The following is a 12,761-nucleotide window of genomic DNA, read 5'->3' on the forward strand; positions in this document are numbered from 1 at the left end:
TGCATATCTGATGAGGAATTGATCAGGCAGAGCGGAACTATGAAATCGGCTGTGTTTTCAAAAAGAAGTACATAAACATTTAGAGTATATGCTTCTGCGCAGCCATCTGGTTGTTATACTCCTGCAGCTGCTCCTCGTATTCGCGCTGCTGTTGATGCAGACGCTGTAGAGCATGTTTGTTCACTACATATGTACTGGCGACCAGATCGTGCATCCCTTGTTTATGCGTTGTCCAGCCAGCGACCATGTAGCCGATATACAGGGTGAATTCATTGAGCCACTTCGCCCAGTATCGGCCGCTTGCCCGGCCAAAGCTCAGTGGACGGTAATTCCGGTCGACCGCTACAATACCCAATAGCATTTTACCCGGTGTCGCTTGGTATTTGGAGTATTCAAACAGGCTAAAGTACAGCCATGGAATTACCACTCTCAGCAGAAGAAACACAAATGGCAAAAGAGCGCCAAAAATCTGTTCTCCTGTTGTAGATTCCTCATAAGTATGAGTACTGTCAAAATATCCACTCAGGTTACCGATCAGGATGACAATACCTGCAATACTGCCCAGTCCCAAAATTAAAATAAAGAGATCAATACAGGTCGCCAGAAATCTTTTCCAGAATCCGGCATATAGATCCTTCCATTCGTTTCTTGCATTTTTCTGATACACTTGTTGATTGTGCACCGTTCGGGCTGCATTTTCAGCCATATGTTCATTCATCATAACAATAAATCCTCCATGCTCTATGTATGGTATTCATTTCGATCTGCTGCTTCTGTCTATAATGACGAAAAGCGATAGGTACCAGACTTTCTATCAAAATTCGCTACGCTTATCTGTATGGATTGTATTCACTTCTTGCGTTATGTATAACAATCGTATATACGGTAACTACCTATTTGCTAAAGAGTCTCGCTAATATCATCCTGTTTACTGGAATGAATGTTAAATCTATTGTTTATTTCCTCCTTTCCCCAAAACTATATTATATATAAGTTAAAAGAAGAGGGATATTCAACTATAGACTTATATTACGTAACGATAACTTTTGCGAGATAGGCCCTCAGGACCGCATGGAGAAGAGAACGATTCATGTTTATGCAGACTGTCATTTTTGTTCTATAATCAGTACCATCATAATTAAAGTATAAAAAGGATGCGTATCATGCCGATTAATTCATTTGAAGATTACCCGATGAGCTGGAGACCGGAGATCGACAAAACGCAAAAGCCCATTTACCAGGTGCTTGCCGGACAATTGGAACAGGATATTATGAAGGGTATGCTGTTACCCGGTACCAAGCTTCCGCCCCAGCGGGAGCTGGCCGATTATCTGGATCTCAACCTGAGTACCATTTCCAAGGCGTTCAAAGTCTGTGAACTCAAAGGTCTGCTCAGTGCGACTGTAGGAAGCGGAACGTTCGTATCGTATGATGCGTTGTCAAACGGTTACTTGCTGGAAGATACCAAGCCGGAGCATCTGATCGAAATGGGAGCGACCCTGCCGGATGATGCGTCGTACGAGCCGCTGCTGCACCAGCTCAAAAGTATGCTGCAGGAGCCCGATTATGCCAAGTGGTTTGGCTATGGACGCGCCGGAGACAGTCTCTGGCAAAAGGATGCCGCTGTGAAACTGATGCGCAAGGGCGGATTCGATACGACTGTAGATCGTATCCTACTGTCCAATGGAGCGCAAAATGCAATTGCTGCTGTACTCGCCAGTCTGTGCAAGCCAGGAGATCGGATCGGCGCGGATGCCCATACGTATCCAGGCCTCAAAACGGCTGCCGCAATGCTGAATGTGCAGCTGGTACCGATCCGACCGGAGCAGTATGAGATGAGCCCGGAAGCATTGGAATATGCCTGCAGGAATGAGAATATCAAAGGCATCTACCTGATTCCGGATTATCACAACCCTACGGCTTCGGTCATGTCGATGAAGACCCGTTCGAGAATCGCAGCCATTGCCGAGCAGTACAATATATTTATTATCGAAGACGCTTCCTACCATCTGCTGACGGATCAACCGCTGCCAGCAATCGCTTCTTTTGCCCCGGAGCAGGTGATCCATATTGCCGGCCTGTCCAAGTCGATGGCTCCCGGTCTGCGTATGGCCTATGTCGCTGTGCCAGAACGATTCAAGGAACCGATGATCAAAGCACTGTATAACCTTAATATAGCGGTATCTCCACTGCTGACCGAGCTGACTGCCCGGACGATTGTATCGAATCAGTTTGAGACGCTGATCGCCAGTCATCAGCAGCAGAATACACTCCGAAATCAACTGGTTAACCGCTATCTGGCAGACTATACCTGTCTTGGTACAGATACCGGTATCTTCCGCTGGCTGCTGCTGCCGCCGGGCAAAATTACCGGTGCCGAATTTGAAGCATTGGCTGCGCAGCAGGGAGTACAGGTATATGCGGCGGAGCGCTTTGTCGTCGGCAGCAGTATGCCGGAGAGAGCAGTGCGCCTGTCGGTATGTGCGCCAGGCACTTCGGAAGAGCTGGAGCAGGGATTGATGATTCTGAGGGAGTTGCTGGATACGCTGGTCTAATATTGTACGCCACACAATTATTGTATTGTGTGGCTTTTTTGGTACGTGTTATGATCGTTCATACTTGGAGCAAGGAGAAGCACGATCATTTATATACCGGAAAGGCAGAGTAGAAGATGTCGCATAATCACAGTATCCACATACCGAATATACAATCGGTACGATTACAGGAATATATTCATTCCGAACAAAAACAGCATGCGTTATACAAGCGTACGTTGTGGATTGTAAGCATTTCACAAATTTTTGGCGGTGCAGGACTGGCAGCAGGAGTTACGGTGGGCGCGCTGCTCGCGCAGCAAATGCTGGGTACCGATGCACTGGCTGGCATACCGTCTGCATTGCTTACTTTTGGATCAGCGGGGGCGGCTCTGCTGGTAGGGAGACTTTCCCAGCGTCGAGGTCGCGGAATCGGTCTGGGCGCCGGATTTATGGCAGGTGGTCTCGGAGCGCTAGGTGTTATTCTGGCTGCTGTATTGAATAATGTGTTTCTGCTGTTCCTGTCTCTGCTCATTTATGGAGCAGGATCGGCGACCAATCTACAGGCGCGTTATGCCGGGACAGATCTGGCAAGCAGTCGGCAAAGAGCGACCGCTGTCAGTCTGACCATGGTATTTACTACATTCGGTGCTGTCGCCGGGCCGAATCTGGTCAATGTGATGGGCAATGTAGCACTTTCGATAGGTATCCCTGCTATGGCAGGACCGTTCATTCTGGGTGCTGCTGCCTATATGCTGGCAGGAATTGTGCTGTTCGTGTGGCTGCGACCCGATCCACTGACGGTCTCGCGTATGATTGAAGCCGCCAGAGTCGATACTCTGGATACGAATCAGCCAGCAGCTGTTCCTCACGCCGAGAACAAAAGAGGGATCACTGCCGGAGCTATCGTTATGATTCTGACCCAGATGGTGATGACAGCGATCATGACAATGACACCGGTACATATGGGTCATCATGGACATGATCTGGGTGCGATTGGACTGGTGATCGGTTTCCATATCGGAGCGATGTATCTGCCGTCACTTGTGACCGGAGTACTTGTCGATAAGCTGGGACGCAAAACGATGGCGGTGGCATCCGGGGTTACACTGCTGCTGGCAGGACTGGTAGCGGCCTGGGCACCGGCAGATTCGATGGTACTGCTGGTCGTAGCACTGGTGCTGCTCGGATTGGGCTGGAACTTTGGATTGATTAGCGGAACGGCGATGATTGTCGATTCGACCGAATCTTCTACCCGGGCGAAAACGCAGGGGACGGTAGATGTGCTGATTGCCCTGTCTGGTGCTGCTGGAGGGGTATTGTCGGGGATGGTCGTGGCGGGCTCGAGCTACTCTACATTGTCGATCATCGGAGGAGTGGTGTCACTGCTGCTTATACCGGTGATTCTGTGGAGTCGTGGCAATAACAATCGAAAGTAATTGAACTCTGATATACAATGAGGCAGCTAATATGTGGCTGTCTCATTGATATATGGTTATTTGTGGTTTACATCTATGTTCATATCATATAAAAAAGACTCCAGCTCAATACAGAGACAGAGTCTTTTAAATTATTTATCGTTTTCATCATTTACATAAAACATAAGTCCAATTCCGTCCAGATAGGAAATGCTGTATTTTAGACCGTCTATAGTCGCTTGTTTGTTCAGATTAGCAAGTTCCAGATTCTCGTCCATCAATCCGAGTTTTCTCATTTTTGCCGCGTTGTCTTCCTTGGTCGCTCTAGGATCGACTGCTTTCATAATTAGTCCCATAGCGAGCAAATAATTGGCGCTTTCTTCGTAAGAACCTGCAGTTTGACCCAGTAGATTGATTTCTCGTATAGAGCTATCGGCTTTATTAATAGTACCGGTCAGAGCAATATTATCCGAGAGCATATACTGAAAAGTATTCTGAACAGCTCCAGAAGATATATTGAGCTTGGGAAGATGCATATCCATTCCGATTTCGGTACTGCTTTTATTAAATGCAGTTCTGAATTGATCGGGTGTCATTCCTATTGTTCCGGGAATCGCATTGGTAGCTGCCTCTTTCGCTACTTTGGCTTTGGCGGCAGCTGTTTCTTGTTCAGCTTCTGCTGCTTTTTTATCTGCTTCTGTCTTTGCTGCAGCATCAGATTTGGCTTTTTCAGCGGCTTTTATTTTGGCTTGTGCTGCGCTCTTTGCTTCGTCTTTCTTGATCTGATTTTCGGCAAAGGTTTTTTGCTGTTCTGCGTTTCCTTGTACTTGTTTATCTGTAGCAGTGGTCTGCTCAGCTGTTACGCCAGGCTGATCGTCACCTATGGAGGCGGTTGGTTGGGATACTTCACTAACTGGCGTTTGAACGGTCTCGGTAGGTCCGGGAGACTTGACGGCTGGAGCATCTGGAGATGTAACCGCCAGTATGATCGTGGCAATAAATGCTGCGCCACTATAAAGAAAGGTTCGTTTTGCTCTGCCATTCTTTTTTATAACGTTCATAATACCAAGAACCAAAAATACTATAACTGCAATAAGAGCAGCCATGAAAAGAAAAGCTATAAATGTACTCAATGTATAATCCCCTTCGACTAATATGTATTTTATAAATAGTATACAGGTTGTATTTAGGTGTATGTTACAATTAATGGATATTTTATAAAGAAAACATACCAATTGACTATTCCACCATATGGGAATTATGCATTATGCTAGTTAAGCAGTTAAATAATTATTCAAGGGTGATTGTATGTATGATGTGAAGATTGTATTTACGGGGAATACCGAGCTGTATATTCAGGGCGTCAATGACAAGCAGGTCGCCCAGTTCAAAGAAGCGGTAGAACGGGGGGATAATTTCTACTATCAGAACTATCATCTAAAATGTGCCAATATTGCCTACTATCACTTAACCGAAGCTCCGCAGCGCAAGCCAAGCACTAATCCCAATGAGTACTTTTACTTTAATTAATCGATTAGGTATTGTAATCTTTACTGCTGGAATATATTTGGACATACATATACAAAGGATAGCAGCAGGAACAATCTCCAGCATAGACCAAAAGAAGCAGACCATCAACCTGATTAGGGATGGTCTGTTTCTTGATTGGATTAAACAAAGAGGCTAAGCAAATTGAAGAAATAAAATATTAAAGTATCGAAATAAGTACGGTTTATGAACTATTTTATTTACCATAATCAATAAACATATAGCTTTCAAAAAATAATCTATAAATATTTTAATTCCGTATATAAATTCTTTTATAGGAATTATAGAAAATAATAGCTTAATATAACGTCTTATGAACTAAAAATATATGTCTTATTAATTAATAGTTTGCCACAAGTTGTTCTTTGGATTGTTTTTCGACTTAAAAGTACAAAAAAAGTGACTTAATTCTAGTAAATTTGCCTTGTTTACAATATTTGAATGTATGTTATCTTTTTTGGTATTAAATAAAAGGAGGAACATTTATTTGAATATCAAAAAACAAGTTGTTCAATTTGTAGCCGTTGGAATGTCATTCTTTCTTTTTTCTAGTAGTACCAATGCATCTACTAATTCAACCCCGATTGAAATTGATGTACCAACATCTCAAGCAGACTATCTTGATTATTTAAATGATATTAAAGAAGGGGAAATTAAAGTACCGATTAAAAAATTAGAAGAAATAAATACTAGCAAAGAAGATGTTTTAGAAAAATACGACCATGCCATCAAGCTAGTCAACAATTATATGAAGGACAATCAAATACTTATTAAAAACGATATTGATAATGCGGATTACCAAATGTTTGTTATTAGTTTAGGAGTTAATTTAGATCAATTTTCTCCTGCAGATCAAAGTTTTATATTGGATTATGTTAAATTTATGGATCTATATGAGAATAAAAGAAAAAATAAATTGATTGAAAATTACGAACAAAAACTGTCAACGAATCAAATTTCCACAAATGAAATTATTGATTTAATGGATTTGATGCCAGTGGCTGATTCTGAAAAAGCTACTAAGCCATCTACTGTAAACGAGGTTATAGAAAATCAAAAAAATGCAATCGATCATAAGAATTCCGTAGAAGAGTCTGTTTATGAGAACTCTGTAGCACAATTAATATCTCCATCAGCGTATTCCAATGGCTATAGTTCAGTCAAAGCTAGAGACTATGCATATAAGTGGTGGGATGGAAGAAATCCATCATACCCTTATTATGCAAAATCAAAAGATTGTTCTATTACCTCTAAAGAATGTTGGAAAAAATGGGATGATTGCACCAATTTTGTTTCACAAGCTTTATTAGCTGGGGGGATGGAAGAATGGCCTGGTTTAGTAAATAGAAGTACGGCATGGTACTATATTGATAGTTTAATCAATGCACCTTCTCATAGTTGGGGTGGCGCAAATAGTTTTTATAAATTTTGGTCAATAAGAGCTAAAACAGCTCCAACTGCAGCAAAAGCTGCTATGGGTGATCCTGTAAATGCAGATTTTGAAGGCGATGGGGATATAAACCATACTGCTCTAATTACATTGCTTAAAGATGGCCACTTTTACTTAACACAACATACCGTGGACAAGAAAAATGCACCTCTTAGCAGCTGGTACTCTTCAGGATATAAAGTTTATGTTTGGAAAATGGATCAAGCTATTCAAAGTCAAATACCCAGTTGAAAAGAAGGGAGAGAGCCTAATTAAGCTCTCTCCCTTCTTTTTGAATTACATAGATTTTGAATATGTTTTTGATGCGTAACACCATATGTGAAATCAATTAATAACTACTAAAAGTAAGATTGAATATATTGAATCAAATTAGAAAAATAACAACATGATAAAAGATGAAATAGGCTTAGATCAGTTCCTGTCTTCTTTTCAAATATCCAAATAAGACGATCCCGGATATCGCGCAGACTGCCGCACACAGCCCGATAAATCCATATCCAGCCTGCAGCCCCCGCAGCAGTCCAATCGAGGTGTTGGCGCCGTAGGCGTTTTTAACTCCATCTATGACCCAGCCGATGACATAGTTGCCGATTACGCTGCCGACGCCCATCCAGGTCACGACAAACGTAATCGCGGTATCACTGCCATTGGGATAGCGTCGCGCAATAAATGCCATAACTGTCGGATAAATCATCGCAATACCTGCTCCTGACAGGGCAAACAGAAAAGCAACACGTTCTCCGCCGGCAATCGCGACAAATGTACACACTGCCGAGAAAGCAGAGAACACAATCAGGGACAATACGAACCCAATACGATCTGTCAGTGGGCCCAGCAGCAGCCTTCCCAGCGAGAACATGAGGAAGAAGCCGGACAGCAGGCCAGAGGCTTTTACCGTGTCCCAGGCATAGGCTTTTTCCAGAAAGTTAACGAGCCAGCCACCGACCGCCAGCTCCGATACTACGCCAAAGGACAGAATCAGAACCATCAGCCACAGCGCAGGATCGCGGGTTAGCGTTTTCATGGAAATGCGGTCTTCATGCGGTAGATCATCACCGGGAAAATGACTGCGCAGCGCAAACAGGATCGGCAGCAGACACAGCGACAGCATCACCAGATACATACCGCGCCAGTCCAGCTCATGACCAAATACCGACAGCGACATCACGCCGGTCGCCAGCAGGGGGGCCACCGTAGAACTAAGCCCATAGAAGAAATGGGACAGATTCATCATGGTTCCGGTATTTTTGACAAAGATCCGTGCGCCGAGAATCGCCAGTGCGATCTCCAGCATCCCGTTGCCAATATACATAAAGAAATACGATGAAGCGAACAGCGGATAGGTATGGGACAGATAGATAAATACGCCAGATAACACCATCGAGCCAAAAGCGATAATACTGACAGCCTTGATGCCCCACAAACGTACCAGAATAGCGGTAAATGAACAAGCAATCAGATAACCGAGTGCATTGAGCGACAGCAGCGTGCCCAGCTGCTGTTCATCCAGATTAAAATCGAACTGGATACGCGGAATTGCCGGGCCTTTGATATTCTCCGAGATCCCGAATACGATAAAGCCGACGAAAATAGTCGCCAGCTGCATCGCATAGATCCGGTTAAATTTGCGTTCTTTTGCTTCCACAACAAGTTTCCTCCAGATTCATTAAATAGGAATAAAGATAGAATAATTGCAATATCAGGACAAAAACTGCCTAATTCCGCTCGATTAGCTGAACATGGTAAGTCAGGCTTTCCAGTGTCATCGTGATTAATCCGGTCAGATATTCATGCCGGGTGTCCTGCTGAATGAGCAGCTGCGGCATATGCTCGGACGGAATCTGCTGCCGGCAGTCCTGCTCGATCTGCCCCAGCATGGAAGGAGCAATCGCGCCGCCGGTAATAACGAGAGCAGCCGGGTTGATAATCGCAATAATCGAGACGATCGTATGGACGACCAGTGTATGAATCCCTTGGGGTGTGCCTAACTGACGAAGCTGTTCTTCCCGGCTGATCCCGAAGGGCAAATAGGACACCTCGCCGCTAAAAAAGCTGTTGCCGCTAAGCAAGCGTCCGCCAATTATGAAACCTGCCCCGGCATAATGATTCTCGGAAAAGGTCAGCACGGCAAAATTACTGTCTTCTTCATAATTCTGTTCATGATACAGTCCATATACCGTCAGATTCATATCATTTTGGATAATCATCTGCAGACCCTCGTAACGCTGCTGCAGAATATGTACCAGTGGTTGACCTGCCAGCTCGGCGACATCACAGATGCCAATCTGCCCATTATGGGCAACACCGGGAATCCCGATTCCTACGGCCTGTACATTGTGATACCGACCGAGCAGATCATCCAGCAGCTGTTCGATGGTCTGCACATTAATGACTTCGTACTCTCGGGTATGCTGCTCCAGAATCTCTCCGTTCAGATTGGCACGGGCATGGGTGATCGAGTGGATACCGCGCTCTGTGCGGATAATAAGACCAATCAGGCTGGCATAATCGGCATTGAACTGATAACGACTGGCTGGTCGTCCACCGCTGGATTCATCGGGCCCCAGATCCAGAATTTCGCCGGTCTGTACCAGTTCATTGAGGATAGTACCGCAGGTAGCTATGCTGAGCCGGGTCAGACTGGCGATAGACGCTTTGGTTCCTGTACCGGTTGTACGGAGTGTATTTTTAACCAGCTCGATATTGATTTTTTTGACCTGCTGGGTACTATGGTATAACGGTCGCATGAGGGAACAGGCTCCTTTGTTTTACTTTTTAAAATAGATTTAATAAGTCGATCCATAGTAGTCTAACGGTATGTATCCGGAAAAGCAACCCCTGTAAGAAATGAACATTTCCGTTATAGAAGTGCTGGATCATGAGGATAGAAGAAGCTCGGAAAAGCATTAATAGAAATAGTACAAAAAAACCAGTGGAGAAGAGGTACATTCTTCGATGCCATCGCATATGGCTATACATCATACACATCTATTTGACAGCTTCTTTATTTGGTAAAAGGTGGATAATAGAGCGAGAATATGTCATGATGATTAGATACATAATGGAAGATTAAGGAGAAATACGCAATGAAAATCTATACGATCACGATAGTCGTAGTACTGCTGCTGTGTGCATGTGCAGCCGATGCGAATGCGGTCCGATTGAACCGGGATACGGCGTCAGATCCCCTTTCTGGTTCTACAGGTTATGGGGAGCGTCTGCCTGTACCCGGCGAAAAGTCACTGGAAGCCCTGATAGCAAAAGAAATCTGGAAATTATACAAAATAGACATACCGGACAGCGATATCCATGTCGTAGAGCGGCAGGATACCGGCCAAGCGACAGCAGCCAGTTACAGTCTAACGTATCAAAAGGTTCCGTATGCTGGTCTGATCATCGGTTATCGAAGCAATGAAAAATGGTATAAACTCAGTATGGATATAATGAAAGTATATCGGGATATGAGGGTACAGACCGCTGACTCGGGAGGTGCTGCTTCACTGCCCAATCAGCACCGGGATGGTCTGGCCTTCCGCAGTGTTTATGGATATGTCCATGACCCCAATATCCGGCAGATTCGGATCGAATATCAGGGCGGACGAATATCTACGCTGCTACTTGCTGAGGGACAGTCGATTTATATGGACAGCAACATCGAACCCGAACAACGGGAACAGGAAAAACAGCAAAATCAGCAAAACCAACAGTTCGAGCAGTTATTGCGGATAACGATGTACAGTGCCAATGGCAAAGTGCTATATGACCGCGATTATTCACCTGATGGCCAAGCAGAAATATAACGGAAAAGAAAAATGGTGTAAATATAAAACCTTTTTGAAGATCTGCCGTAATATAGACAGTCAGGAAAATTGAATTAGTCAAAAAGGCACTAGATTTTCCTTCTTTTTGATTGAATGGGTAAAGTTTGTACCTTATAATCAAAGTGATTCAATACTATGTAAACTAATGGGGGATATGCCAATGCTCGTAGGTAAAGGCGCAGTACGCGAGATGTCCAATGACATCGATAAAGTAATTAGAGAGATCGATCAGATCACACAATCCAAAATTGACCGTGTAGCCGACAAAATCGACTCCGAATTGAACTCCTGTGGTCGTGAGCTGACTAATGCTGCCAGCACATTGTCCCAAATTAAACCCCTGATGGATCGTCTGGTTGCACAGGTTGGACAAAATGCACCTGACCACGTACAGATTCTGGTAACTTCGATCGCGCAGGAAGTAATGTCCAAAGTTATCGCAGCAGGTGGCAACGTTGACGAAGTACAGAAAAATATCAAAGACGTCGACAAACTGACTGACGAGATCGATAACCTGACCGATGAGATCGACAAGCTGACTAACAAAATTGATGAGATCACTGACAAATATCAGAAATAAGGAGGCTTATCTCCATGAACGACTATACACCACCGGTAGGTGGCCAGCCCAACTACATATCCGGGTGGGGCAATCAGAAAGCCAAGGAAACGGCTCTGAAAATTGACCATATTGCGGATAAAGCCAAATTTGGCATTGAGATTCTGGGTTCCGGTCTGGTCGGTATTGATGCGATCGAGAAAGAGTTGATCGAGCTCTCGCATGCTCCGAATCCTCCATCCCAGGAACAGATTCGCTCTATCGCACACCGTCTGGATTCCCACCAGAAGCAGATCCAGCAAGCGCTTGATCGGATCCGGGACATGATGACCGATATTGATAAAGCGACAGACGCGATTCAGAATTCACCGCGTACCAGCTGGTAAGCATTAGCAACTGGCATTAGCCAGATTATAGAACGTACTGAAAAGACGCATACCCGGTATGCGTCTTTTTGGTATGCTATAATGCAGCCGAATCATTACAGGTCCAGCTGCATCCCCGACCAAAGTCCAAGCTGAAAAACAGCCGCAGGACGGTTTGAAAGGCTCCTCTATTCCTATATCCTAAAAGTATCACATATCAACGAGACAGCGTGGATAAACAAGCTTGCGGAAGAAGAAATGTTGCTGTCGGCACAGGAATATATTTTGCAGAGGAGAGTATGGGAAATGAACAAATTATATCGTTCCAACAATGACAGGATGATGACCGGGCTGATGGGTGGCTTCGCAGAGATTCTGGGAATGAGTTCTACCTTTTTGAGATTGTTATTCGTCGTCAGCGTATTTTTGACTGGTGGAACATCCATCCTATTTTACTTTATAGCGGCGCTTTTGATTCCGCGGGGAAAACAGATGTACTGAGGTAAAGCATACTGGGTGCGAGAGGAACAGCATCTTTCTACGGAGAATTGCTTCACTGAATAAAGCAGCATGAGGCTATGAGCAAGCAGGAGAGCACCTGCCTATAACGATTGTACAGGGAACAACTAACATAAGCGTGGTAAACAATAAAACGATGAAGCATTCGTATCCGTATACGAAAGGCGTCATCGTTTTTTGTTTGATTTGGTGAAAAGGAGGAAATAGTCTGTATAGGCTGGTTATTCCTCTATTCAGCACAGCGCATTATCTAAATTCCACTCCGCGTATTTTGGCAAATATCATCGTGTCACGCAGCCGTCCCTCATGATTCAGACGATCCGGCGACTCAAGCATTATCCACTCCATACCTTGTGGAAATACATATAAAAATAAAGTCATACTACATATAAAAAGAGCATCGTATAAAATGAAATACTTTTAAAAAACCGCTTTTTTTGGTTGATAAATAGTAATGATTACGATAAGATGAAAACCGATATTAAATCGTAATTATTACTAAGTATAGATATATAGCGGGGGGAACGATTGTGAATAAGACAGGTAA

12 protein-coding genes are annotated in these 12,761 nt (G+C 44.2%); 8 read left to right on the forward strand and 4 right to left on the reverse strand.

Annotated features, from left to right (window positions below):
* Positions 1-79 precede the first annotated feature (79 nt).
* Positions 80-721, reverse strand: a complete 642-nt coding sequence (locus tag AR543_RS06365) for an RDD family protein (RefSeq protein ID WP_060532782.1) — start codon at positions 719-721, stop codon at positions 80-82.
* 442 nt (positions 722-1,163) lie between these two features.
* On the opposite strand from AR543_RS06365, the gene AR543_RS06370 reads away from it, so the two are divergent.
* Together AR543_RS06370 and AR543_RS06375 are read left to right on the forward strand one after the other, a co-directional pair.
* Positions 1,164-2,555 carry an aminotransferase-like domain-containing protein gene (locus AR543_RS06370; RefSeq protein ID WP_060532784.1) on the forward strand — a complete coding sequence of 464 codons (1,392 nt, stop codon included), beginning with the start codon at positions 1,164-1,166 and terminating at the stop codon, positions 2,553-2,555.
* Positions 2,556-2,671: 116 nt separating this feature from the next.
* Positions 2,672-3,973: an MFS transporter gene (locus AR543_RS06375; protein WP_060532786.1), complete on the forward strand. Its 1,302-nt coding sequence runs from the start codon at positions 2,672-2,674 to the stop codon at positions 3,971-3,973.
* 131 nt (positions 3,974-4,104) lie between these two features.
* Here the strand turns inward: AR543_RS06375 and AR543_RS06380 are convergent, their stop codons facing one another.
* Positions 4,105-5,085: a hypothetical protein gene (locus tag AR543_RS06380; protein WP_060532788.1), complete on the reverse strand. Its 981-nt coding sequence runs from the start codon at positions 5,083-5,085 to the stop codon at positions 4,105-4,107.
* A gap of 184 nt (positions 5,086-5,269) precedes the next feature.
* Here AR543_RS06380 and AR543_RS06385 point away from each other — a divergent pair, with 184 nt between their 5' ends.
* Positions 5,270-5,482, forward strand: coding sequence for a hypothetical protein (locus AR543_RS06385; RefSeq protein WP_158523936.1), 213 nt, complete (start codon positions 5,270-5,272; stop codon positions 5,480-5,482).
* A 505-nt stretch (positions 5,483-5,987) separates the two neighbouring features.
* Positions 5,988-7,181, forward strand: a complete 1,194-nt coding sequence (locus AR543_RS06390) for an amidase domain-containing protein (RefSeq protein WP_060532791.1) — start codon at positions 5,988-5,990, stop codon at positions 7,179-7,181.
* Between the two features lie 175 nt (positions 7,182-7,356).
* On the opposite strand, the gene AR543_RS06395 is transcribed toward AR543_RS06390, so the two are convergent.
* Together AR543_RS06395 and AR543_RS06400 are read right to left on the reverse strand one after the other, a co-directional pair.
* Entirely contained in the window at positions 7,357-8,556 is a 1,200-nt protein-coding gene (locus tag AR543_RS06395) for an MFS transporter (protein WP_060536667.1), read from the reverse strand.
* A gap of 109 nt (positions 8,557-8,665) precedes the next feature.
* Positions 8,666-9,697 carry an ROK family protein gene (locus AR543_RS06400; RefSeq protein WP_082472140.1) on the reverse strand — a complete coding sequence of 344 codons (1,032 nt, stop codon included), beginning with the start codon at positions 9,695-9,697 and terminating at the stop codon, positions 8,666-8,668.
* 339 nt (positions 9,698-10,036) lie between these two features.
* On the opposite strand from AR543_RS06400, the gene AR543_RS06405 reads away from it, so the two are divergent.
* From AR543_RS06405 to AR543_RS06420, 4 genes are all read left to right on the forward strand, one after another.
* Positions 10,037-10,750, forward strand: a complete 714-nt coding sequence (locus AR543_RS06405) for a hypothetical protein (RefSeq protein WP_060532793.1) — start codon at positions 10,037-10,039, stop codon at positions 10,748-10,750.
* Positions 10,751-10,916: 166 nt separating this feature from the next.
* Positions 10,917-11,351: a hypothetical protein gene (locus AR543_RS06410; protein WP_227871846.1), complete on the forward strand. Its 435-nt coding sequence runs from the start codon at positions 10,917-10,919 to the stop codon at positions 11,349-11,351.
* Positions 11,352-11,365: 14 nt separating this feature from the next.
* Positions 11,366-11,716 (forward strand): hypothetical protein, encoded by a 351-nt coding sequence (locus AR543_RS06415; RefSeq protein WP_060532797.1) that lies wholly within the window; start codon positions 11,366-11,368, stop codon positions 11,714-11,716.
* Between the two features lie 285 nt (positions 11,717-12,001).
* Positions 12,002-12,196: a PspC domain-containing protein gene (locus AR543_RS06420; protein WP_060532799.1), complete on the forward strand. Its 195-nt coding sequence runs from the start codon at positions 12,002-12,004 to the stop codon at positions 12,194-12,196.
* The last annotated feature ends 565 nt before the right edge of the window (positions 12,197-12,761 follow it).

The organism is Paenibacillus bovis, assembly GCF_001421015.2.
In the GTDB taxonomy this organism is placed as follows: Bacteria; Bacillota; Bacilli; order Paenibacillales; family Paenibacillaceae; genus Saccharibacillus; species Saccharibacillus bovis.